Raw genomic sequence first — 25,408 nt, 5'->3', positions numbered from 1 at the left:
TTTTTAGTATATTTTTTTTAGCTTAAAATTTATGACAATCTTTTCATCCCGAGGAACGAGGGATCTCCGGAGGAAACTCATCCTGCAAAATCACCAATCTTTAGAGCATCTTACGTGTCCTTCGACTTCGCTCAAGATGACAAAATGGGTGTGTTTTCTTTTAGCTAACTTATGTCGAATTCCTATTGAGATTTGCTTCGTTCCTCGTAACGACATTACTTATTCCTCTCAACAATAGCTAGCCCAAATCTAATTTTGTCATAAGACATTTTTTCTTCAAAATATTCATAGTAAGGTCTTAAAGCAGTTGGATATTCTAATTCAACTTGTGCTTTATGGAGTAGTTTCACTTCGCCATCAGTTACAAACTGAGTTAAATCGATATCATTTCCATCAACATACAATTTAGCCAGATGCGAAACAATAGTCGTTTGTCCCAGATTTCGTTTTTCTGCAATTTCCGCTACCGTATTGCCACCTTCAAACATTTCTAAAGTTGTTTTATAAGTATTGCCTTCTTTTTTAGCTTTTGCTATTGTTTTTTTTGCATTTTCATAATACACAATGGCATCTATAAATTCCTGACCGTATTTTTCCAGTTTTACTTTACCCACACCATCAATTGCAAGAAATTCTTCATCACTCATAGGGCGCAAAGTTTCCATATGTCTAAGCGCAGCATCACTAAAAATAACATAGGCTGGGACCTCTTCATCTTTGGCAATTTCATAACGTAATTTACGAAGTATCTCAAAAAGCGAACTTTTGGCTGCTTTAGTTTTTGTTTCTTTAATCTCTGTTTTGTCAACTACTTTTTTAACAACAGTATTCAGTTTTACTTTTTCGCCTTCAAATAAAACTTTTTTTGCAAAAGGAGTTAATAGAATTTTATTATGCTGATGAAAAGCAATTTCGCAATATCCTAAGTTTATTAGCTGAATTAAATATTGATTCCAGTCGTACCATGAAATGTCAGCGCCAATTCCGTACGTTTTTAAGCTTTGATAATTTTTTTCGTAGATATACGCGTTTCTCGAGCCGCGCAAAAAATCTACAATTACTGCCAAAGGCTCAGATTCCTGCAAACGACTAATAGCCGACAATGCTTTTTGCGCGAGAATCGTACCATCGAAAAAAGTTGGAGGATTTTTGCAAATATCGCAGTTTCCGCAATTCTCTTTCACGAGTTCGCCAAAATAGGAGAGTAAAATTTTTCTTCTACAACTCAAAGCATCGGCATATTGTTTCATCCTTTCCAGTTTTGCCAGCTGAACATCTGAATTCAATCCTTCTGATGCAAATTTCTGGAGCTGAATTACATCGGCGTAACTCTCAAACAAAACAGTTTCTGCCGGCAATCCGTCTCGGCCTGCACGACCAATTTCCTGATAATAACCTTCGATATTTTTAGGTAAATTATAATGAATCACCCAGCGCACGTTTGATTTATCAATTCCCATCCCGAAAGCGATAGTAGCACAAACTACCTGGCAATCGTCGTTTATAAATTCGTCTTGCGTTTTTGCACGAAGTTTATTTTCTAAACCTGCGTGATAGGCTTTCGCTTTAACACCATTTTTTTGCAGTTTCAACGCCAATTCTTCAGTCGTTTTCCGGCTTAAACAATAAACAATTCCCGATTCATTGGGTTTATTTTCTACAAAATCTATTATTTGCTTTACACGATCTAATGCCGGACGAACTTCGAGACTTAAATTTTTTCGATCAAAAGAAGCTACAAAAGTTTTTGGGTTTCTTAAATTTAATTGTTTTGTAATATCAGTTCGGGTCGCTTTATCAGCTGTTGCTGTCAAAGCCAGAACAGGAGTAGAAGGGAAGCGGCTTTTTAAATATCCTAAATTAGTATAAGCAGGACGAAAATCATGTCCCCAAGACGAAATACAATGCGCTTCATCAATTGCAATTAAGCTGACTGTTAACTCATTAAAAACAACATCAAGGTAAGATAGACTTTCAGGTGCTATATAAACGAGCTTAAATTTGTTTGATTTTAAATTATCAATATAAAATTGCTGCTCTTCACTAGATTGACTGCTATTAATATAGCACGCATTAATTCCGTTGGTTTTCAAACTGTCCACCTGGTCTTTCATCAGTGCGATTAAAGGAGAAATAACAATCGTAATCCCGGGTAAAACCAAAGCAGGTAACTGAAAACAAATGGATTTTCCTCCACCTGTAGGCATTATTGCCAAAGTATCCTGGCCGGAAAGTATGGTATTAATAATCGTTTCCTGATTGGGTCTGAATTTTTCAAAACCGAAATTTTCTTTTAGTTTGGCGTGTAAAATTTCTGAATTCATAAGGCTGATATTTACTGATTTTTAAATATAATAAAAAGTTTAAATATAATATTTTTCTTATATTTAAAAATAAGATTTTGAACAATTAATAAAAAAAAGGAACCCGAATAGAGTTCCTTTTTTTTTATTTTGAAAGATGAAAATTAATCTTCGTCGTCTTCATCATCTTCATCAGCAATATCATCTGGATCTTTGTCTTCATCGTCATCATCATCTCCGCCATCAGTATCCGGTTTGTCTATTGCATCATCGTCATCGTCATCATCACTATCATCATCAAGATCAAGACCTTTTACTGGTTCGATTGTATCAACATCAAGATCGATATCATCATCCTCATCGTAATTCTCAATCCTGTCAGCAAGTTTTGTACTAATTTTTACTAAATAAATAGTGTCTTCAGTACGAACTTCAACAGCTTCGATCAATTCGTTTTTAGCATTTCTAAAACGGATTACATCCGAATCATCATAACCATCAGGAAATTTTTCAACCAAAAGGTTTAAAATTTCGTTGGTAAGTTTAGCGTAGTCTACTATAACTCTTTTCATAAATATCCTATAAATCTAATAAGTAAGCAAAAATTAGCGGAGCAACAATTGTAGCATCCGACTCAATAATAAATTTTGGAGTTTTAATATCTAATTTACCCCAAGTGATTTTCTCGTTTGGAACTGCTCCGGAATATGATCCGTAACTAGTTGTTGAATCTGAAATCTGACAGAAATAACTCCAAAACGGAATATCATGCATTTCCATATCCTGATATAACATTGGTACCACACAAATAGGAAAATCTCCCGCAATACCACCACCAATTTGGAAAAATCCAATTCCGTTAGTGCTGTTTTTTGGATACCAATCAGAAAGGAAAACCATATATTCGATTCCCGATTTCATGGTAGAAGCCTTCAAATCACCTTTGATTACGTATGAAGCAAAGATGTTTCCCATTGTACTATCTTCCCATCCCGGTACAATAATAGGTAAGTTTTTCTCTGCAGCTGCATACATCCAGCTATCTTTTAAATCTATTTCGTAATATTCTTCTAAAACACCAGATAACAACATTTTATACATGAATTCATGCGGAAAATAACGTTCTCCTTTGTCATCAGCATCTTTCCAGATTTTATAAATGTGTTTTTGCAAACGACGAAATGCTTCATGTTCAGGAATACAAGTATCTGTAACACGGTTTAGTCCTCTTTCAAGTAAAGCCCATTCGTCCTCAGGTGTTAAATCACGATAGTTAGGCACTCTTTCGTAGTGAGAGTGTGCTACTAAATTCATGATATCTTCTTCCAGATTGGCTCCGGTACATGAAATAATCTGTACTTTATCTTGTCTAATTATTTCGGCAAAAATTTTACCAATTTCTGCTGTACTCATAGCGCCAGCCATACTTACCATCATTTTCGCACCATTTGCCAATTGTTGTTCGTATGCTTTTGCAGCATCAACCAACGAAGCAGAGTTAAAATGTAAATAATGTTTTTCAATAAACTGACTGATAGGTCCTTTCATTTTGTTTTTGTTTTTTTTGTTTTTTTTTGAATTAAAAGTTTAACCTTTTAGATGATACTGCAAATTAATAATTTTATGGATATTAACATTTAATTTACAGGTTTTTTTTTATACTTTTTTAGTGTACCCTAAAATCTTCAATACATCGTCAGAAGTTTGTTGTTCTGAGAAAACTTCGGTAGCTAAAATGCCATTTTCGTCACGATCTATTAAAATGTGTTTAGGCTGCGGAATCAAACAGTGATGTAATCCACCGTATCCTCCAATGGTTTCCTGATATGCACCAGTATTAAAGAAACCAATATATAATGGCTTTTCTTTGTTGTATTTAGGCAAATAAATGGCGTTCATATTTTGCTCTGAGTTGTAATAATCGTCACTATCACAAGTCAAACCTCCTAATAAAACCCGTTCGTAAGTATCATTCCAACGATTGACCGCCAGCATAATAAAACGTTTGTTTATAGCCCAAGTATCCGGCAAAGTAGTAATGAAAGACGAATCGATCATATTCCATTTTTCTCTATCATTTTGTTGTTTTTGATACAAAATCTGATAGATTGCGCCACCGCTTTCACCTACTGTAAATGATCCAAATTCAGTAAAGATATTCGGAACATCAACTTCAGCTTCATCACATGCTATTTTAATCTGATTGATAATTTCATCAATCATGTATTGGTAATCGTATTCGAAAGCCAATGAATTTTTGATAGGAAAACCACCTCCAATGTTCAAACCATCCAGAGTAGGGCATTCTTTTTTAAGTGCAATGTATACTTTGATACATTTTACTAATTCATTCCAGTAATATGCTGTATCGTTAATTCCTGTATTGATAAAGAAGTGAAGCATTTTCAACTCCAGTTTATCATTTTCCTGAATTTGTTTTTTATAGAAAGAAACTATGTTTTTGTATCCTATACCTAATCTTGAAGTATAGAACTCAAATTTAGGTTCTTCTTCGGCTGCAATACGAATTCCAATTTTGAATTTTCCTTTAATCTCAGCCTGAAGCAAATCTAATTCTTCATAATTATCAATAATCGGAATAGTGTTTTTATGGCCGTTATTGATTAGTCGTGCAATATTGGTAATATATTCATCTCTTTTAAAACCATTACAAATTACATACGTACTCTTATTGATTTTCCCATTTTCCAACAAATTCTCTACAATATTAATATCAAAAGCAGATGAAGTTTCGACATGAATGTTGTTTTTAAAAGCTTCATTCATAATATATTCAAAATGAGAGCTTTTTGTACAATAACAATAATAGTATTTTGCTTCGTATTTGTTTTTTTCCATCGATTTTCTGAACCAGGCTTTCGCTTTATTGATATTTTCAGAAATTTGAGGTAAATAGGTGAATTTTAATGGTGTACCGTATTGTTCAACCAATTTCATCAAATCGATGTTGTGAAATTGAAGATTGTCTTTGTTTAATTTAAATTCCGTTTGTGGAAAATAGTAAGTTTGATTAATTAGATCAGAATATTTTGTATTCATTTAGTTTTCGATGTTTAGAATTGTAATTTTTTAATTTAGTGAACTGTGCTAAATCTAAAATTCAAACCCTAATATTCGCAAATACAATCTGCAGTTTTTCGTGTTCTGCTTTCGAATATTGAAAAACATCAAAACAAAGCGGACTTTTACTATTATAAAAACGGTTCAACATCCTTAGTAAGGAACTATTGAGCCGATTTCTATAAGAACTAAATTGTCTTTGTTTTTTGTTTGTTTTCATCGTGGCAAATGTAAAAAATAATATATACCTAAAGCAAAGCTTTTTATTAAAAAAACTTTAAGATTTATAATCTTGAAACGCGTCTAGAATCAATTTATTTTCAACGGATTGATTAATTTTTATTTTCCCGATTCCTTCAATTAATGCAAATTGAATCAAACCGTACTCATTTTTTTTGTCGTGAATGAGTAATTCAAGGATCGGATCGATGTCATTTTCTTCGATTTTTACATCATCGTAAATACTCTTTATTGCCGTTTTAATTTCGGTATATTCTTCTGCTGTAATTAAGTTTTTGTGCAATGAAATATAACTTTCTAAAATCATTCCAATCGCAATGGCTTCACCGTGTAACAACGTTGTTTTGGTTTGGCTTTCTAAAAAGTAACCTTCGATAGCGTGACCTAAAGTGTGACCAAAATTCAATGCTTTACGAATATTTTTTTCAGTTGGATCCTGAATTACAATATCATTTTTAATTTCTACAGAGCGATAAATTAATGCATCAAAATCGGCAAAATCGATAGCTTTAAGATCTAAAAATTGCTTCCAGTAAGCAGAATCATATACTAGTCCATGTTTTAGCATTTCGGCCAAACCAGAACGCATTTCGCTTTGCGGTAAAGTTTCAAGGTAATCAGTATCAATTAATACCATTTGAGGAACGTTGATAACGCCAATCTGATTTTTGAGATTTCCTAAGTCAACTCCGGTTTTGCCTCCCACAGAAGCATCAACCATAGATAATAAAGTAGTGGGAATGTTTATAAAATCTAGTCCACGTTTGAAAGTCGAAGCTACAAATCCGCCAAGATCTGTTACAACACCACCACCAAGATTAATAACAAGCGATTTTCTGTCGGCACCAAGTTCTGTAAGTACTTTCCAGATTTCGATACAAGTTTCTATATTTTTATTGATTTCTCCAGATTCGAATTCAATAATTTCTATTGTTAAATCGGTTTCAAGTAAAGGCAAAAATTTTGGCAAACAATGCTCATTTGTCTCATTATCAACTATAATAAACAAATTAGAGTATTTATTTTCTTTTAAATGATTATTTAGGGCTTCGTAGGCATTTTGGTTAAAATGTACGAGATAATTATTAGCTTGAATAGATTGCATATTTCTGTAGTTAATTGAAAACGCAAAATAAGGCATTTTTAAGGAAATAATATTCAAACTTTTGTTCTTATTTGTTTTAAAAACCGTTTAAATAGAATGGTTTCAAAAAACGATCTATTTTTACTAAAATACTTCATTTGTGCAATCCGGCAATTTATCTTCTATAAATTATTTAGTTCCGCAATATTGATTTAAGCGTTGCGCTTCAGAAAAATTTTTAGACTTCGCCAAATCAATATATTTACAGGCATTTTCTTTGTCATTGATCTTCATGTAACATATGCCCAAATAAAATTCGGTTCTTCCATCCCTTAATCCATGATTTTTTAGAGCTTTTAAAAAGTAAGTTATAGCTTTTGCATTTTGTTCAATATTAAAATAATAAAAACCCAGATTCTGATTAACATATATATTTTCAGGATCAATTTTTAGGGCTTTTTTATAAGTAATGAGTGCCTTGTCTAATTTTAATTGTGTTTGAAAATTTTGCGCTTCAATGATATATTGCGTAATCAAAAAATCTTTTTTTTGTTTTAAGAGCGTACTATCTTTTGGTAAAACTTTTAATCCTTCGTCAATAAAACTAACTAATCTTTTTTGATTAGCTCCTGCATTTTGTAAAGCAATAGCTGCTGTAGTCCATGCCTCTGCCGTTTTTTTATGTTTTGAAAATATTTTATGTTCTTTAATTATTTCGACTGTGTCTCTTTTTATAAAAGCCTCATAAATTGACGTTTTATAGAAAAAATAATTTCCCGGACGTAAATAAAAAGCCTGTTTACTGTAAATATACGCACTATCACTATTTCCTTTTTTATTAGCTATTACATGTTTAAAGAAATCAATTCTTCCCGTATAAGGATTAATCTTAGTAGCTTTAGAAAAACAATTCATTGCTTTTTCATAGTTCTTTTCCCTTACGTAATAAATCCCTGCATATTCGTAAAATGACTCTGAAGTTTGAAAAACGTTAGGGAATTGAGGCATTCTCTTTATTACTTCATCACCAGTTAGAACTCCTTTGTCATTAAAGTTAATATCATCGGCAGCAATTAAATATTCCAAATTTGAAGCCTTATAAATTATAAAAGACGAATAAGTAGTTAAGCAGGTAACAAAAATTAAAGCAGCATAAATGTATTGTTTTTTTATGCCTGAAGTTATTGTATGTTCTCTATCTGATAAATCTGAATTTACAACAGTTAATGCAAGTAATAAAGCAAAAAAGATTTGCATTGTTGGTCTGTACATCGGAAAATTAAAAAAGGAATCAATGCCGTAAACAATCAATAATAATAAGGTCAATAATGCAATTGCTTTTGTTTGTGAATTTTTAGATTTAAGTATCCTTTTAGCATTAACAAAAAAAATAAAAATAAAAAGCGATAAATAAACTACTGCATTTAGAATTCCTGTTTCAGCACAAATTTCCAGAAAATCGTTATGAACATGTAGCGAAACATTAGATTCGTTACTGGTAAATTTTTCGTAAGGAATAGATTCTATCTGATAATTTCCTAAACCAATACCAAATAGGGGACTTTTCTTAGTAATTTTAATAGCATTTCCCCAAAAAACTATTCTGGCGTGTGCCGATGCATCCTCTGTATTAATTTGTTTTACTCTGTTTTCCAAAGAAACATAACGTGAAGTTGCTTTCGATTTTTTAAAAATTCCGCTCACAAATACCATAGCAATCAAAACAGGAATAACCAGGGTAATGATTTTAAAAAAGCTTGATTTTTTAAACGAGTTTTCTTTTAGCAAATACGCACTAAAAATTAAATAAATTAAAATTAAGGAAATGTAAGGGGTTCTTGCTCCAGTTAAAAATATAACACTTACTACACAAAATAAAGCGATGAGCATAAACCATTTTCTGTAACTTTTAAAATGAGTAATCCCAAATAGTAAAAACGGAACCTTAATAGTAAGACTTGCAGCCAAAATATTTATATTTCCAGTGTTACCTTTCATATTTGTCAGTAAGTCTATGACTGATACATGTTTAGGAATTATAATAAAGTGACAAAGCTGTTGCCAGGCTTGAATAAAGGCACTTATACAAATTATAAATGCGATTTTGTAAAAAAGATAAAGTTTATTTTTAAGCAGAATAGAAAGATTTATGAAAAGACAAAATACAATAACTATTTCTGTAAACTTAGTTATAACTAGCGAGGTGTTTTTAGCAGAAAAAAAACTTATTCCACAAAAGAAGAGGAAGATCAGGTAAATTTTAAAAACATAACTCCTTTTTAATATAGGAAGGATTTGATCCGGAAGACGATAAGCATTGAAATAGTAGTAAAAGCCAATAATAAGGTTTAGTACTGATAGATATAGAAACTGTGGATTAATAATTTCCAGACTTTTAAAATAGGGGAGAAAGTCTATTAATAGAAGAGAAATTACGAATGAAAAAACCACAAAGTTTGGTATGGATTGTTTTCCTTTTAATTCCTTAATAATATTATACGTTTGACTATTCATTTTACTTTTTTTGCAAAAATAAACAAAACATAAGTATAATCTTATTTTTTATACAGAAAATAGATTTAAAACTATTAAAGATATAAAAAATTATGACAACATTTGATGAATAATATTCAAAACTCTATCTATATTTGCACAAAAAACTGACCTTAATGGAAAAAATATTCGATAACACTCAAGTTGCATTTTCGTTAAAAAGCGATACTGAACTAGATAGAGCTTATTTTCTTTTTAAAATGATCGACAGCCAACCCTTAGTAAGAATAGGAACTGCTGTTACCAATTTTGCCATAAAAGCAAATCTTCCGGTAGAAGGATTAATTCGTGCAACTGTTTTTGACCATTTTTGTGGTGGTGTAAACGAGAATGATTGTATCACTGTTGTAGATAAAATGTTTACAAAAGGTGTTTCATCGGTATTGGATTATTCGGTTGAAGGAAAAGAAGAAGAAGAGCAGTTTGATGCTGCTTTAGAAATGACCTTAAAAACTATTGAATTTGCTAAAGAACGTTTGGCGATTCCGTTTGCTGTATTTAAGCCAACAGGTTTTGGTCGTTTTGAATTGTATGAAAAACTAGGAGAAAAACAAACGCTGACTCCGGCAGAACAAGCTGAGTGGGATAGAGTAGTAGCGCGTTTTGATCATGTTTGCGGTGAGGCGCACAGAAAAGATGTTGCTTTATTGATTGATGGTGAAGAAAGCTGGATGCAGGATGCTGCTGATGATTTGGTTACTGATATGATGCGCAAATACAATAAAGAGAAAGCGATTGTTTTTAATACTTTGCAAATGTATCGTTGGGATCGTTTGGATTATTTGAAAAACCTGCATGAAATTGCCAAAAAAGAAGGTTTCTTTATTGGAATGAAATTGGTTCGTGGCGCTTATATGGAAAAAGAAAACAAAAGAGCGGAGGAGAAAAATTATGTTTCGCCTATTTGTGTTTCTAAAGAAGCTACAGATATTAATTATGATGCTGCTGTACATTATATGTTAGAGCACTTAGAAATCATGTCAATTTTTGCAGGGACTCATAATGAATTGAGTTCTTATAAATTGATGGAAATGATGCAGGAAAAAGGAATTGCCAAAAACGATAATAAAATCTGGTTTGGACAATTGTACGGAATGAGCGATAATATTAGTTATAATCTTGCCGAAAACGGTTATAATGTAGCTAAATATTTGCCATTTGGCCCTGTAAAAGATGTTATGCCGTATCTAATTCGTCGAGCTGAAGAAAACACTTCGGTCGCAGGACAAACAAGCCGCGAATTGTCTATGATTAAAGCTGAACGTAAACGTAGAAAAGGGAAGTAGATTTTAGTCTCAGTCCCGGTTTACAGTTTTATAAAAAAATCCAAATTCCAATCTTAACAATTGGAATTTGGATTTTTTTTATTGGAATTTTTAAACTTTTTTAGAAAGAAACCTGGCATTGTAAAACTACCATTCCTAAACGGTCGCTTTGCTTGTATGCGCCAATAAGTGTTTTGTCATAAACAGCTCTGTTTTGGTAATTTAAACTAAACTTTGGGCCCAAAGTTCCGGTTGCATAATAATTGACACCCAATTCATACATCGTCATTGGTGTATCTAAGGCTTCTAAATCAGCAATTTGTGTGGCTGCATAAGGCTGAAAACGCCCTTTTTTTGCTTCATTATCTGATTTTCCGAAAAGATATCCTAGTTGGGCGTAATATATATTTCCGGTTCCTACACCTATAAATCCAGCGCCGGATCCATTAATAAGAGTATTATCTCCAATAGCCGGATTTGGAGTATTAACAGACTGTATATAGTTTTTACCGTAATTATTGTTGTTAAAGGCAGCATATGCTGTTAGAGCTGCGCCATTAGCGCTAATTGGACTGTCATAAAAAACATCAAAACCTAAAACGTTCATATCATCGTATGACACAGTTGCATCTGGTGTTAAATGCCACATAGCTTTGGCCTGTGTCAAATAACCTAATGCTACATTAAAAACTTTTTTGGTTCCTAAATAAGTTCCTTTATGATAAGCATCTTCAATTGATTCTTTATCTAAGAAAGAGTACGTTAAAATTCCGGAATATTGTGCTCTTGGTGTTTCGGTGCTTAAGGTTGAATTCAATCCAAGATTATTGTTTGCATTTCGATACGGATTGGTAATTGCCACACGATAATTAAATTTTCCCAGATCTCCTTTCGCGTAAATACTTAAATTTCTATTCCCGAAAGTTGATGATGTATTTATAAATTGCTGATACATTGGTGTATCTAATGTAAGCTGAGAAGAAGAGCTGTTTGCTGAATAACGGGTTGTTCCGGCTCCCCAGGCCGTTAAACCACCACCGAGATGAAGGCTTTTATTAAAATGATATTCTCCTAAAGCATCCATAACAGAAATTGGCGCATTTGAAGGACCATTATTCTGTGTGAAATTGATATTATTCTGACCTAATTGTAAATGAAAGAAAATATTATCTGTAATCATTCCCATTGCCTGTAAACGCAAACGTCTGATCACAATGTCGTAAGTGTCACTAACTTCATTTGTACCAATTTTACTGCCTTCGTTTAATTCGGCGTATCTTCCCCAAACCTGGAGATTCATTCCAAATTTAATGTATTTTGAGCCGTCAGGACTGATGTTTACAACGTTAAAAGGTTTTTCCTGTGCAAGTACACTTATGGCGTTTAGGATTACAAATAATAAAATTAGGGCAAGTCTTAGATGTGGCATTTAGTTATGTTTAAAATTAATTATAGGCTTTTAGTTTATTAATAGTTGTTAAACTGAAGATTACTTAGGTTTTTATAAGTACCGTTTTCAAGGTTTATTAATTCCTGATGTGTACCCTCTTCGGTTATTTTTCCATTATCTAAAACTAAAATTTTATCAGCATTTCTAATAGTCGAAAGTCGGTGAGCAATAATAATACTTGTTCTTCCTTCCATTAATACTTCTAATGCTTCCTGAACTAATTTTTCGCTTTCACTATCTAAAGATGATGTCGCCTCATCTAATATTAAAATACTTGGGTTTTTAAGTAATGCTCTCGCAATCGCAATACGCTGACGTTGACCTCCTGATAATTTTACACCTCGTTCCCCTACAACTGTTTCAAATTTCTCCGGGAAACCTTCAACAAAATTCAAAGCATTGGCTTGTTTTGCAGCCAGCATAATCTCTTCATCGGTTGCATCTGGTTTTCCGTATGCAATATTTTCTTTGATGGTTCCTCCAAATAAAATAACGTCCTGAGGAACAATACTCATATTGCCACGAAGATTTTCTAAATCATAATCGTAAATATTTTTTCCGTCAACCGTAATTTCTCCTGACTCAATATCATAAAAACGCAATAATAAAGAAGATATAGTTGATTTTCCTGCTCCACTTGGGCCTACAATGGCAATTTTCTGTCCGAATTCGGCAGTGAAGTTTACATCTTTTAAAACTTGTACTTCCTTTCTTGAAGGATAGCTAAAAGCAACGTTTTTGAAAGAAACATTTCCTTTGATTTTTTCTAAAGGTTCTCCATTTTGCGTTGCATTTATTTTTTCAGGAGTTTCTTCTAATAATTCAAAAACTCTTTCGGTAGCACCAATTGCTTTTTGAATTTGCGCATATAATTCGGCAATTCCTCCAAAAGAAGCTCCTACAAATGTAGAATACAATACAAATGAAATCAATTGTCCTACGCTCATTTCGCCGGCAATGCTTAAACGTACACCGTACCAAACTACTGCTACAATTGCGCCAAATAAACAGAAAATGATAAAGGACGCAAAATAACCACGGTATTTACCGCCTTTGATTGCGAGTTTTACCACTTCGCTGATTTTGCCTTTGTAACGTGCAACTTCATACCATTCGTTGGCAAAAGCTTTTACAATACTAATTCCCTGCATGGTTTCTTCTACGATAACCTGGCTCTCTGCCACCTGATCTTGTACTTGTTTAGAATATTTTCTAATAAAACGACCAAAGATTACTGCGGCAACCGCTACAAGAGGAACTACGGCTAACATTAATAAAGTTAATTTAAAACTTTCTGTAGCCAATAAAATAACGCCACCAATAATAAGTATGAATTGACGTAAGAACTCTGCAATTGTTGATGTTAATGTATCCTGAATTTGTGTAATATCTGCACTAATGCGGCTGTTTAGTTCTCCAACTCTTTTTTGAGAAAAGAAAGTCATTGGCAACTTAACTAAATTGGTGTATAAAGACAAACGCAAATTTGCCAGTGTATTTTCGGTAAAATTGACAAATAATGATAATCTGAAGAAAGAGCAGAAAGATTGTAGAAACAGGATTACGATTAATCCCAATGCAATTTGGTTGGCCTGATCGTTATTTTTGTTTTTGACACAATCAATCAACATTCCCATTAATTTAGGAAAGGCGAGGGCAGTGGCTCCTGTAAGTAACAAGAAAAACAATCCAACATAAAATTTCCATTGGTGTTTTCCGGCGTATTTGAATATTATGGTTGCTTTGTTAAGTGAAGTAGCGGTAATTTTTGATTTTGGTAAATCATTTTCTTTAAATCTTGCCATTTGAGTATACAATTAAGGTACGCAAATATAGGATTATAGCAAGTGAACACAAAACAATATTATAAATTAGGGGTGTTGATTTGTGTTTTTAACTAAATGTGCAGCAATCACAAATTTTATTTCTTTTTTAAAAAGCTGAAAAATAGATTACTAAATACAAGCATTAAAATTTATTTCATTTTTTTTATAAAAAGGCTTGCAAATACAAAATCTAGCTGTATATTTGCACTCGCAATCACAAACGATAGCAACCTAGTAAAATAGGGCGATTAGCTCAGCTGGTTCAGAGCACCTCGTTTACACCGAGGGGGTCGGGGGTTCGAACCCCTCATCGCCCACACAAAGACAAACAAAGCCATTGGATTCCAATGGCTTTTGTCGTTTACATAATTTATAGTAAACAGTCACACTCTCTTTTATGTTTAATCTGTTACTTTTAAATGCTGAATTTGCCCATCAACAATATCAAAGTGAAATTTTAGCGCGATAGGGCTTCCTGGAAATGTTCCTGCACATTCTGCAGTTAAAATGCTTGTTGTGCCGTTTTCGGTATATTCCAGTGGTTTCATCACTGATTGGTAATTCTTGTTTGAGTGATCGATCCAACGCTCTATTTCAAGTCTTCCATTATGCGTTTTACCTTCGTCAAACACTACTGCATTTTTTGAAAATAAATTGGCATATGTCACGGCGTCAAATTCGTTCTGTGCTTTAATCAAGTCTGTTAATACTTTTGGTAAGTTCATTGTTATTATTTTTAAAGATTATTAAATTGTTGGTACAGTACCGCCATCGATTACATATTCAGTTCCTGATAAATAACTGGCTCTCGGAGAAACAAGAAAACCAACCAATTCAGCTACTTCTTCCGGCTCAGCGGGTCTGCCGTATGGTATTCCGCCCAATGCATCCATTACACCTTGCTGTGCTTCTTCTACAGTGCTATTGGCGTTTCTTGCAATCTCAGCCAACCAGGCTTTCGATGCTCCTGTATTGATCCATCCGGGAGAAACAGTAAGCACCCGAATACCTTTAGGAGAAACTTCATTTGATAAACTTTTACTATAGTTTCTTAAACCTGCTTTTGCAGCCGCATAAGGCAAAGTGGAGTCGTACAGTGGCAGTTTTCCTTGAATAGAAGCTATATGAATAATAACTCCGTTTTTTCGATCTATCATTTGAGGTAAAAACCCTCTGTCCAGTCGAACCGGAGCAAGCAAATTAGCCTGTAAGGTTGATTCCCAATCTTCATCAGATAATGCAGTAAAACCACCGGCAGGTGTTGTTGAAGAACCAAGATTGTTCACCAAAATGTCAAGCCTTCCGTAAGCCGATAGCACTTCGCTGACAACTTTTTGTGTTCCTTCTGCTTTACTCAAGTCGGACGGAATAAAATGCATCTTGCTGTTTTCTTTTTCCGGTGCGTTTCTTGCAGTGATAATAACCGTTGCCCCAGCTTGTAGCAACCTTTCTGCAATGGCTCTTCCAGCTCCTTTTGTGCCTCCTGTTACTAAGGCAATCTTCCCTGATAATTCATTTTGATAATCCATGTTATGTCGTATTTTTAATTTCTATTGTACAAATCTCGGAAGTATGTTACTTCCTCACAAGTACGGAGTTACGATTCATATAGGGATAAATTTTTCCCCTATTGCAGAAATTGGCAGATAGGTTTACTTTTGTATTATGTATGAGAGAAAAACAATACCGAACTTAAATTGTGGACTTGATCTTATTGGTGAAGTGCTTTATGGTAAATGGAAAATACGTTTGCTTTGGTTTATCAATGAAGGCCATAAAAGGCCAAGTGAATTGCAGCGTAAAATACCCGATGCTTCACGCAGGGTTTTAAATATTCAGCTGAAGGAATTAGAGGAACATGAGCTTGTTTCAAAAATTATTTACCCTGTTGTGACTCCTAAAGTCGAATATAGTCTGACAGATTTTGGGAAAACACTAATTCCTGTAATTTCAGTCATCGGAGGTTGGGGAGATGAGCATGAAGAACGTTTACGATTGCTCATTTTAAAACGTTTAGGTTAAAATTAAGATGTAGAAAAACTAATCCTCATTTTTTAAACGTGCAGTTAACTTTTTTTGTATCTCTACAGAGAAATTATATGGTTGTTTAAATCAATAATGTATGTGCAAAATTGTGATCTGCTAATCAATTTAAGCTTTTAAAGGACCTGAGAATTACAATTAAGTGCTTGATTGCAAGAAATCCTTAAGAAATTGAGTTTTTTTTATGCATTATTTACTGATAAATAAATATGCAGGCTATAGTATCGGATTCTGTTTTTTATGTCGTTCCATTAATTCGCAAAATCATGTCAGCAATTCTCTTTGTCTCAGCATATGAAAATATTGGTTTAAAATAATTTACATAACCAAGAAGCTCATTTAAAGTCAAAATTTTCACATACTGAAACTCTTCTTTCGGCTTTGTGTTAGTCAAAACAATAAGATTTTTGATTGGTATTTTTTTTTCACCCCAATGATGCCGGTCTAAAACTAAATTATAGTCACTCTTTTCGTTATTTAGTAGATGAAACAATGCAAAGCTCGTTCTTTTAGTTTGTTGTACAGGCGAACGTAAACTTAAATTTTCTAATGATTTTTGACTCCAATTCTTTGTCTCAATGAGAAATATTCCAGATGGTGCTACAAGTATATGGTCAATTTGAACAGACTTTATATAATCATTTTCTTGTTTATTATAAATTGCTGGTGAAAATGAAACTGAAAAGTCATTAATCAAAAAATATTCATCAGATAGAGCCTCTAATGTCTTGACTACTTTTTGTTCTCCTAACGCACCATAAATATAGCTGTTGAACTCATCTATAATCGCTTTTTTTCTTTCAAGTTCTAATAAAGGATGCCGAACACTTTGCTTTACAGCTTCATCAAAATCTGAAATTATAAATTGATAGCGATTGTTCTTAACTTGATAATTTTCAACAAGATCAATAGTTGATCTTTTTATCTTAATTTCAAAATTATGTTCTTTACTTTTAATTTTTCTTTTATAGTTCAAATGTCTTAGACCATTTAATAGTTTCTGAAAAAAGTTTTTTGAAACATTGCTAATTAAAATATTCAATTGTTGTTTCAGCTCATCAATTTCATTTGTTAATCTTAGAATCGCTTCCTGTCTTTTTGTTTCAATTGCTGTGTCTAAAACCGGTAAATCGATGATAAGCATGTTTTTTTCTTCCTCAATCAGATTTTCGTGGTGAGAAATTAATTGCTGTCGGAAAATTGCATAAGATTTTTGAAAATCAATAACCTCTTTTAATGACTTAAAATCATGGATATTATTTTCCTCTAAATGCAATTTTAAAGTCGTTAGTGAGCCAATCTTATTATAAGTCTTGCACATTCTGTTTGCCGGTTATTTATTATTGGATATTATCAGTTATTCCATACATAAATAGTATTTACATTACATTTAAGTTATATTTTTAATGTAAATAGCTTTATTTCAGACGAATGTAAGAAATATTTATGGTAATTTATTAGCTTTTTTTTAGATAAGTAATACCTTTATCCTCTTAAAGTAATTATGTGTAAACCTGTAAATGTTATATAAACAGGTTGAAAAGAATACCAAAAAACTTCATAAAAAGTAACCAGATTTTCACTTAAAGAAAACACCAGTAAATGAAAATAAAACTACACAAACAAAACATATTCAATGCTTTATATACATTTCTTATTGTAGTAACAATCTCTTGTAATAATCAAAACAAATCAAATCAGATTCAAACAATTGAAAAGAAAACTGATTCTATAAGATTAAAATACACCTCCGGAATTCGTTCCATATTAGAAGATAGCAAAGGAAATATCTGGTTTGGCAGTTACAACGAAGGAGTGAGTTTGCTTCATAATGGGAAACTCCAATATTTTACCACAAAAAACGGATTAAGTCATAATCAGGTCAGGAATATTTATGAAGATAAGAATGGCATTATCTGGTTTGAATGTGGCAAAGGATTAAGCACGTACGACGGGCATAAAATGACCATTTATAAAGAACGAAATTATAATTCAAAAGAGGAATGGAAAATAAACGACACTGATCTTTGGTTTAAAGGTGATGCAATAGAATCCTACAATAAACTTGAAGGTAATCCGGGCGTCTATCAGTATGACGGGAAACAACTTTCGTATCGCACATTGCCTGTTACAACAAAAGTGGGACACGAGAATCATTATTCAATTTCGACGAATTTTGTAAAAAGTAAAAATGGAACGCTTTGGTTTGGGACTTTTGGTGCTGTGATTGGGTATAATGGCTCAAATTTTAAAATAATAGATGATGCCTTTTTAGATTTGAATGATCAAACAGGACATCTGCATGCCCGCAGCATAATGGAAGACAGCAAAGGAAATCTTTGGATAGGCAATAATGGAATTGGTGTCTTGAAATATGACGGAAATAAAGTGATTAATTTCACCAAGCAGCAAAAACTAAAAAAAGAGGATACTAAAGGTAATTCGCTTGAAAAAGTTTTCTCTATTGGAGAGGATAAACTAGGGAATATCTGGTTTGGAACCTTGGGATCCGGTGTATGGAGATATGATGGTAAATCTGTGCAAAATTTCACTAAAGAAGATGGAGTAGAAAGCAATCACATTTGGACTATCTATAAAAGCAAAAAAGGAGAATTATGGCTTGGAGGAGCAAGCCCGAGTGGCGTATATCGATTCAATGGAGTTTCTTTTGAAAGAAAGTTTTAAAATCAAAAATGATAGATCAATTTAAATTTACTAAGATCTTCAATTACATTTTACCAAGTTCAAGTTGTTTCATTCTGCCAACTTCTTTTTCGTTTTCATAGCTTCTTCACAATATTCCTTATAGCCCCATTTACCATTTGTACGGTTCTAAAAAGAAAAAATAACTCGTTATAAATTATTCAGAATTTATGTCTAAGCTAGTATAAATAAGCTAATAAATAGCTTTTAGGAATAACAAAAAACTCCTTAAATAAGTAAGGAGTTTTTTGATCTGATTTCTACTTTTTAATACATTTATGTCTTTTCTGTTTTTGGTAATTCCCTCCAGGAATAACTTTTATGTACTATTTTCCAATTCCCCTGATATTTAAGGATTAAAAAATAATCGGTAAAAATTCGCTGATTCGGTATTACGATTTCTGCTTTTGCTATTGCAGTATCTTTTTCAATATCAATAGAAACAATGCTTCCAATTCTGTTTGTCTTTTCTCCAGTTTTTATATTAGAAATATATTGTTCTCCTGAACGTATCCATAAAGTATCTTTTGCCACAGTGTATAAATTAAAATTAGGATCAAAAGCTTTGCGTAATCTTTCGGGTTGCCCGTTTGCCGTTCCTTCAATATAGTCGAGTAATATTTCTGTAATTTGTTCTAAATCGCTTAAAGCAAAAGCATTAGTGCTTTTAGAATTAGTCTCTAAAATTTTAATCACCTCATTTGCCACATTTACACCAGAACTAGGATCTTGCCCGGTTACAAACCTTCCGTCAACAATATAAAATGCATCTCCGCCTTGATCAGAATACACAAATTTCCCCACATTACGTGTAATTTCTTTGTCTATCGAGAACGGAAATGCTTTATAATATTCGGCTTCTTTATTTTCGAAAAGATCGGGATATCCTGTAATTTTTTTTCCTGCGTAAAGCGAATTTTTCTTTTCATCCTTCAAATTGATAATTCCGGCAGTTCCGTGGCAAATTGCAGCAATAATACCGTTTTTGCTGTAAATATTTTTTGCGATTTTCTGAATCGTAAGGTCATCTGCAACCCCGAACATTGCGGCACCACCGCCGCTATAAAAAATCGCCGAATAGTCTTCGGTTATGATTTCAGCGGGTTTCTTAGTACGTTCTAATTTATCCATAAACCAACCGTCATACAAATATTTTTTTTGCAGATTATTAGATGTATTTATGTAGCCAATAGGGATAGCTCCACCATTTGGACTAATAAAATCAACTGTATATCCGGCTTTTGTAAATATATCGTACGGAACAACAATTTCTTCAAAATGATTCGCCGTTGGAATTTTAGTGTTTCCATAAAAATCCTGATTCGAAGTTACAAACAAGATCTTATTTTGCGCATTTATACCTATAGGCTGTAAACCCGCAAGAACAAGTAATGCGATTATTATTTTATTCATTTACTGAAAAATTATAAAGTTTTGAATTGAAGACACAGGGAGTATTATTTTGCTTTAGCTACTGTTGCTTCTACTGTTTTATGAGGTGTTCTGGCCGAAATTTTATCTACAATTAGCCAACCCTGATTGGTTTTCATGAAGTGAAAGTAATCTGTAAATAATAGTGTTGCAGTACTGATTTCTACTTTTGCAACGGCCACATTGTTAGTTATATCGACAAATACAGTTCGAGCCGACCAATTCTTGGGCCTGTCGTGTTTTTGGAAGCCAGTAATATATTTAGATTTAGTTACAACATTCACTTTATCATCAGCAAAATATTTCAATTGCCAGGTATCATGAAATGACGAACCTACTTTGATGGAATCTCCCGTAGCTTGCCCTTCTAAATATAGATTGATTGTTTTTTCGATCAAAGCCAGGTCGTTTGTAGTGTCACTTACCTGAGCATTTACAGTAAAAGATAAAAGAATAACGGAAATAAACAAAAACATTTTTCTCATTTTTAAAATTTTAAGTTATTAATAATGAGAACAAACTTCAGGTATATGAATCTCTTAAAGGTTTTAATTTATAAATTAGAACTCTGATTTTATAATATCAAACTCATTTAAAGTAAGTTTTTTGATATTCTGCAGGGGTTAAGCCAGTTGTTTTTTTAAATGCAGTAAAAAAGGCCGATTTCGAATTAAAACCACTATCGTAACCTAAATTTTCGATCGTATAATTCGTTTCGGTTTCTAATAATTTTTTTGCTTTGTCGATTCTGTATTCTTTAATAAGGCTGGAGAAGGATTTGCCTAATACTTCATTCACATATTGAGACAGAAGATGCTTGGTTAATTTTAGTTCCTTTGCCGCTTCTTCTAGGCTAAAATTAGGATTAAGAAATAGTTCTTTTTCAACTATTACTGATAGTTTTTGATCTATCAGATTCAATGTTTCCTTGTCAATTTCCTTGTTTTTGTATTTCTCTTTTTCATTAAAAAAAGTCGATTCGCTATTTGTTTTAAAAACTAAAAGCAAAACAATTAAATACAAAACAAACGTAAAGGATAGAGCGCCAACAATGTAAGAAGTATAGGCTGCCATACTATAAGCTAACCATATAAACGCAACGCCAAAATAAATACTAAGAAACCATATATCTATTCTTTTTAAGGTTTCCTTTTCTTTGATTTTTAGAAAAATAGAGCGAAGGTATTTTAAGGACAAAATAATATAAATGAACCATTGTGAATATATGGCGCATACAATCCATTTACTCCAAATTGCCCGATGCTCAACATAAGGATAAAAAATCCCTAAAATGGTGATTACTAATAAATAGTATATGACATGTTTGGTCCAGTTTAATTTTTCAACTTTATATGATTTTAGATATAAAAAAAGAAACGGGCCAATCAGAACGCAGGCAGAAAGTCCAATTTGAATAAAAATATTAGACAAATGCGGATTAAAATAAAAAAAAATCGATTTAACGATTCTGACACTTAAAACCAGTAGGAGTAAGGATAAAAAATAGTTGGTAAAATTTTTCTTTTTAGCATTAATAGCAAAATAGATCGAAAGTATAAAACCATTAAAAGCTCCTAAAGCACTAAAAAAGAAAAGCAACTGGTTTGACTCTATCATTATTTTGTTTAATTAATTTTTCTATTGATCTAATTAAAATCCGGATAAACGTAAGGCGAATATAAGATTTTTTTTCACTACGTTTTCTTTACTTTTTTTGATTGAATTTGAAATAGCTTTTCAGCATTATTCAATTGAAATACATTTAGAATAGAAGTTTCAGAATATTTTTTCTGCATATTATTAAATAAGACTCTTTTAAGAAAAGTAAATAAGCTCTCCAATTTTTATTTATCCTTTTACGGAATGATTGTGTAACAAATTAAGCAAAAGACTACATATATTATATCAGTAAAACAAAATAACTAATAAAACTTAAAATATGAATGTATTACAATGGCTCTTTTTTATTTTTATCATGCAGATTATTCACGGATTATCTACCTGGAAACTGTATGCAAAAGCCGGCAGAAAGCCTTTAGAAGCCTTTATACCCATTTATAATTTAGTAATTTTAATGAAAATTATAAATCGTCCGCGTTGGTGGGTTTTCTTGCTTTTTGTTCCTATCATCAATCTTTTGATGATTCCTTTAATCTGGATAGAAACTATTAAAAGTTTTGGAAAAAAATCGACACTCGATATTGTATTGGTTTTGCTAACCTTAGGATTCTATATTACTTTTTTAAACTATACTGCTGAAAAATTAACTTATATTGAGAACAGGGATTTACAGCCTAAAACAAATACCGAAGATACCATTGGCTCTCTTTTGTTTGCTATTATTGTAGCCACACTGGTTCATACCTATATTATACAACCCTTTACGATTCCGTCTTCATCATTAGAAAAAACATTGTATACGGGAGATTTTTTGTTTGTTAGCAAAATAAATTTTGGTGCCAGAACTCCTATGACGACTGTAGCATTGCCTATGGTTCATGATTCTATTCCGCTTACGGGTTTAAAATCATATTTGTTTAATGATGATGTTACAAAAAAAGAAACATCATTATTAAACAAGCTTCAATTACCTTATTTTAGATTTCCTGCTTTAGAAAAGATCAAACGCAATGAAATTGTAGTTTTTAATCAGCCTGCAGATACACTGCGTGATATGGACAACTTCAAACCGGACAGAAACTATTACAAACCAATTGATAAAAAAACAAACTTAGTAAAACGATGTGTTGGAATACCTGGCGATTCTCTGGAAATTCGGGATGGAAACATTTATATCAATGGTAAATTAGATCAATTGCCACAAAGTGCAAAAGCACAATATAATTTTCTTGTAGATACAAAAGCGCAAACTATTAGTCAGGACGCTCTTTTGCATAGATATGGCGCGCGAGAAGGTATGAAATACGAAAATGGAGATTATGCACTTACAAATACGGGGGAATATTTCCTGACTTTAACAGATAAGGAAGCGGCAGCAATAGCCAATAATCCCATTGTAAAGGGAGTTAAAAAACATTTAACACCTAAGGGAGAAGATGGAGGCGTTTTTCCTCATATTGCATCACTGGGCTGGAATATAGATAATTTTGGTCCTATTTATATTCCCCAGAAAGGAAAAACTATAAAATTAGATCTTAAAACGCTTCCTTTTTACAAGCGAATTATACAGGAATATGAAAAAAACACACTGAAAGTTCAGGGCAATGATATTTTTATAAACGGAAAAGTAAGTACGACATATACCTTTAAACAAGATTATTACTGGATGATGGGAGATAATCGCCAAAATTCTTTAGATGCCAGATTTTGGGGTTTTGTTCCTTTTGATCATGTTATAGGTAAACCGGTATTTATCTGGTTTAGTTGGGACAAAGACGGTAAAGGCATTAACAAAGTACGATGGAATCGTGTTTTCTCTGTAGTAAACGGAGACAGTGAACCTAAGTCATATTTGATTCATTTTCTATCGGTAATAGCTCTTTATATTGGGGTGAATAAACTAATAAAAAGAAAACAAAAAGCATAACTTAATTATATGCGTAATAGAATAATCATATAAAAACCAGCAATTTATTCGAAACAAATCTAAATTATAAAACTCCAAAATCGTAATGACTTTGGAGTTTTTTATTGAAATAAATCTTCAAAACTAGTTATAGATTTCTTGATTTAATTTCTTTATTCAATAAACTTAAATTGATCAACATAGGAATAAAAGTTATGGGTAAAATAAAAATCGGGATAAATGTGGCGATAGAAACATTTTTAAGCCCTTTTACGCTTAAAATATAGACTATAATGCCAATGGCTAATAAAAAAATAACGCCAAAACCTATCGAGACACCTTTAAATAAATCTCTCTTTTTTATTAATTTTTCGTTTGTTAATTCTTCGTAAATATTTTTCTTCATAGGTTGGTTTGGTTAATTTATTATGGAAATTTTGATTGGTCTTTTTGTTGTTTTTTTATTTAAAACTCTGTTGTACTCTATGTAACAAACAGTGGTTCAATTTATTAAATACTATTTATACAATAAACAGCTTTCTTTTTGGCTAATATAATAATTTTTTTTTGGATTAGTTTGGGGACTTATTTTGAATTTAAGATGAAAAAAATTCCGGACTTCTTTTCGATTTTGTGCATAAATGTGATTCAAAAAAAGCAATATTTATTTCAAAATGTTGTTTAGGAAGATCTGAATATTTTATAAATTTTATTGATGAAGATTGACTGAAGAAAAATGCGTTTTTATCGAAAGAAAAATAGGGGTTCTGTTTTAGTGAAGAATGTTTATCTTTACTATGAAAACTCCCAAAATAAAAATTAAGATACTTATTATCAACTTATTCTTAATCGTTAATTTATAGTACTTACTTATTGTATCAACATATAATTTTAAAACCTATTAGAGATGGCATTTGATCATTATATACAGATAGAAAGGGTTGAAAAACTTACAAAAAAAGAATTTATAGATAATTATTACAAGCCGCAAAAGCCTGTAATTATTACCAAACAAATAGAAGACTGGCCAGCTTTTACTAAATGGAATTTGGAATTTATCCGAAAAGTTGCCGGAGACAAAAAAGTACCTTTATACGATAATCGTAAAACCGATTATACTAAAAAAGTAAATGAACCGGATTTTACAATGACGATGTCTGAATATATTGACATTCTGGAGAAAGGTCCAACTAATCTTCGTATCTTTTTATACAATCTCATGAAAGATGTTCCGTCTCTAAAGTCAGACATGCACTGGCCGCGTTTGGGTATAAGATTGCTCAAAAGCATGCCGCTTGTATTTTTTGGTGGTCAGGATGCCAAAGTATTCATGCATTATGATATTGATTTTCCTAATATTTTTCATGTCCATTTTGATGGTAAAAAACAATGTGTTCTGGTCGATCCTAAAGAAACAAAATACATGTACCGACTACCATATTCATGGTTATGCAATGAGGATATTGATTTTGACAATCCAGATTTTGAACGTTTTCCGGCACTCAAAAAAGTGAAACCTTACATCACCAATCTTAATCATGGCGAAATGCTTTATATGCCAGAAGGCTGGTGGCATTATATGAAATACCTGACACCTGGTTTTTCGCTTAGCCTGCGCGCTCTTCCCGGAAGACCTTCAAATTTATGGAAAGGTTTTGCTAACGTTGCCATCATTCGATATTACGACAACTGGATGCGAAAAAGAAAAGGCCAGGAATGGCTGGATTACAAAGATGCCGAATCTATTCGCAGAACAAACGCTGAATTAGAAGCGCAAGAATAAGTCTTAAAAAAAGAATGTCAAATATGTAAAAATGTAAAACTTCATTATTTCTAATGGAGTTTTATGTTTTAAAAACGTTTATTTCGCTACTCTTATTTATGATTTTTGGTGGTTACCAGT

20 protein-coding genes and 1 tRNA gene are annotated in these 25,408 nt (G+C 32.3%); 6 read left to right on the top strand and 15 right to left on the bottom strand.

From position 1 onward, the window contains the following. Positions 1 to 215 precede the first annotated feature (215 nt). From recQ to B0M43_RS17695, 6 genes are all read right to left on the bottom strand, one after another. On the bottom strand, positions 216 to 2,324 hold the full coding sequence (recQ, locus tag B0M43_RS17720) for a DNA helicase RecQ (RefSeq protein WP_078007074.1): 2,109 nt from the start codon (positions 2,322 to 2,324) through the stop codon (positions 216 to 218). A 143-nt stretch (positions 2,325 to 2,467) separates the two neighbouring features. Next, entirely contained in the window at positions 2,468 to 2,875 is a 408-nt protein-coding gene (locus B0M43_RS17715; RefSeq protein ID WP_065450201.1) for a DNA primase, read from the bottom strand. A gap of 7 nt (positions 2,876 to 2,882) precedes the next feature. Continuing rightward, positions 2,883 to 3,851 (bottom strand): deoxyhypusine synthase family protein, encoded by a 969-nt coding sequence (locus tag B0M43_RS17710; protein ID WP_065450200.1) that lies wholly within the window; start codon positions 3,849 to 3,851, stop codon positions 2,883 to 2,885. Positions 3,852 to 3,959: 108 nt separating this feature from the next. Then, the gene (locus tag B0M43_RS17705; protein WP_065450199.1) at positions 3,960 to 5,363 is read right to left on the bottom strand and encodes an arginine decarboxylase; all 1,404 of its coding nucleotides are present in this window, start codon (positions 5,361 to 5,363) and stop codon (positions 3,960 to 3,962) included. A 298-nt stretch (positions 5,364 to 5,661) separates the two neighbouring features. Then, complete coding sequence (aroB, locus tag B0M43_RS17700; protein ID WP_078007580.1) at positions 5,662 to 6,729, bottom strand: 3-dehydroquinate synthase; 1,068 nt, start codon at positions 6,727 to 6,729, stop codon at positions 5,662 to 5,664. 168 nt (positions 6,730 to 6,897) lie between these two features. Continuing rightward, positions 6,898 to 8,706, bottom strand: coding sequence for an O-antigen ligase family protein (locus tag B0M43_RS17695; RefSeq protein WP_168199956.1), 1,809 nt, complete (start codon positions 8,704 to 8,706; stop codon positions 6,898 to 6,900). A gap of 671 nt (positions 8,707 to 9,377) precedes the next feature. Here B0M43_RS17695 and B0M43_RS17690 point away from each other — a divergent pair. Further along, positions 9,378 to 10,547, top strand: coding sequence for a proline dehydrogenase family protein (locus tag B0M43_RS17690; protein ID WP_065450198.1), 1,170 nt, complete (start codon positions 9,378 to 9,380; stop codon positions 10,545 to 10,547). 100 nt (positions 10,548 to 10,647) lie between these two features. On the opposite strand, the gene B0M43_RS17685 is transcribed toward B0M43_RS17690, so the two are convergent. Both B0M43_RS17685 and B0M43_RS17680 read right to left on the bottom strand, forming a co-directional pair. After that, positions 10,648 to 11,955 (bottom strand): porin, encoded by a 1,308-nt coding sequence (locus B0M43_RS17685; protein ID WP_078007076.1) that lies wholly within the window; start codon positions 11,953 to 11,955, stop codon positions 10,648 to 10,650. 38 nt (positions 11,956 to 11,993) lie between these two features. Next, on the bottom strand, positions 11,994 to 13,781 hold the full coding sequence (locus B0M43_RS17680) for an ABC transporter ATP-binding protein (protein WP_078007077.1): 1,788 nt from the start codon (positions 13,779 to 13,781) through the stop codon (positions 11,994 to 11,996). 263 nt (positions 13,782 to 14,044) lie between these two features. Here B0M43_RS17680 and B0M43_RS17675 point away from each other — a divergent pair. After that, positions 14,045 to 14,119 (top strand) — tRNA-Val (locus tag B0M43_RS17675). Between the two features lie 84 nt (positions 14,120 to 14,203). Here the strand turns inward: B0M43_RS17675 and B0M43_RS17670 are convergent. Beyond that, on the bottom strand, positions 14,204 to 14,527 hold the full coding sequence (locus B0M43_RS17670; protein ID WP_078007078.1) for a nuclear transport factor 2 family protein: 324 nt from the start codon (positions 14,525 to 14,527) through the stop codon (positions 14,204 to 14,206). Positions 14,528 to 14,548: 21 nt separating this feature from the next. Continuing rightward, the gene (locus B0M43_RS17665; RefSeq protein ID WP_078007079.1) at positions 14,549 to 15,331 is read right to left on the bottom strand and encodes an SDR family oxidoreductase; all 783 of its coding nucleotides are present in this window, start codon (positions 15,329 to 15,331) and stop codon (positions 14,549 to 14,551) included. 136 nt (positions 15,332 to 15,467) lie between these two features. Between B0M43_RS17665 and B0M43_RS17660 the strand changes: the two genes are divergently transcribed. Then, positions 15,468 to 15,824 (top strand): helix-turn-helix domain-containing protein, encoded by a 357-nt coding sequence (locus B0M43_RS17660; RefSeq protein WP_078007080.1) that lies wholly within the window; start codon positions 15,468 to 15,470, stop codon positions 15,822 to 15,824. Positions 15,825 to 16,083: 259 nt separating this feature from the next. On the opposite strand, the gene B0M43_RS17655 is transcribed toward B0M43_RS17660, so the two are convergent. Beyond that, positions 16,084 to 17,121 carry a nuclease-related domain-containing protein gene (locus B0M43_RS17655; protein WP_158596308.1) on the bottom strand — a complete coding sequence of 346 codons (1,038 nt, stop codon included), beginning with the start codon at positions 17,119 to 17,121 and terminating at the stop codon, positions 16,084 to 16,086. A 326-nt stretch (positions 17,122 to 17,447) separates the two neighbouring features. Between B0M43_RS17655 and B0M43_RS17650 the strand changes: the two genes are divergently transcribed. Continuing rightward, positions 17,448 to 18,530 carry a two-component regulator propeller domain-containing protein gene (locus tag B0M43_RS17650; protein WP_078007082.1) on the top strand — a complete coding sequence of 361 codons (1,083 nt, stop codon included), beginning with the start codon at positions 17,448 to 17,450 and terminating at the stop codon, positions 18,528 to 18,530. Positions 18,531 to 18,824: 294 nt separating this feature from the next. On the opposite strand, the gene B0M43_RS17645 is transcribed toward B0M43_RS17650, so the two are convergent. The 3 genes from B0M43_RS17645 to B0M43_RS17635 all read right to left on the bottom strand — a co-directional run bounded on the left by B0M43_RS17645 (position 18,825) and on the right by B0M43_RS17635 (position 21,596). Continuing rightward, a complete protein-coding gene (locus B0M43_RS17645) occupies positions 18,825 to 19,961 on the bottom strand; it encodes a nuclear transport factor 2 family protein (protein WP_144825147.1) in 1,137 nt (378 codons plus the stop codon). 44 nt (positions 19,962 to 20,005) lie between these two features. Beyond that, positions 20,006 to 20,464, bottom strand: a complete 459-nt coding sequence (locus B0M43_RS17640; RefSeq protein WP_078007083.1) for a nuclear transport factor 2 family protein — start codon at positions 20,462 to 20,464, stop codon at positions 20,006 to 20,008. 103 nt (positions 20,465 to 20,567) lie between these two features. Further along, positions 20,568 to 21,596, bottom strand: coding sequence for an AraC family transcriptional regulator (locus B0M43_RS17635; RefSeq protein ID WP_078007084.1), 1,029 nt, complete (start codon positions 21,594 to 21,596; stop codon positions 20,568 to 20,570). A 322-nt stretch (positions 21,597 to 21,918) separates the two neighbouring features. Here B0M43_RS17635 and lepB point away from each other — a divergent pair, with 322 nt between their 5' ends. Further along, positions 21,919 to 23,526: a signal peptidase I gene (gene lepB, locus B0M43_RS17630; RefSeq protein WP_078007085.1), complete on the top strand. Its 1,608-nt coding sequence runs from the start codon at positions 21,919 to 21,921 to the stop codon at positions 23,524 to 23,526. Positions 23,527 to 23,653: 127 nt separating this feature from the next. Here the strand turns inward: lepB and B0M43_RS17625 are convergent, their stop codons facing one another. Next, a complete protein-coding gene (locus B0M43_RS17625) occupies positions 23,654 to 23,911 on the bottom strand; it encodes a hypothetical protein (RefSeq protein WP_065450188.1) in 258 nt (85 codons plus the stop codon). 501 nt (positions 23,912 to 24,412) lie between these two features. Between B0M43_RS17625 and B0M43_RS17620 the strand changes: the two genes are divergently transcribed. Then, complete coding sequence (locus tag B0M43_RS17620) at positions 24,413 to 25,288, top strand: cupin-like domain-containing protein (protein ID WP_078007086.1); 876 nt, start codon at positions 24,413 to 24,415, stop codon at positions 25,286 to 25,288. Positions 25,289 to 25,408: the final 120 nt, after the last annotated feature.

The sequence above is a fragment of the Flavobacterium sp. KBS0721 genome, from assembly GCF_002007065.3.
Classification (GTDB): Bacteria; Bacteroidota; Bacteroidia; order Flavobacteriales; family Flavobacteriaceae; genus Flavobacterium; species Flavobacterium piscis.
Note: the sequence above shows the minus strand (reverse complement) of the source record. Positions and strands in the feature narration are given on the sequence as shown.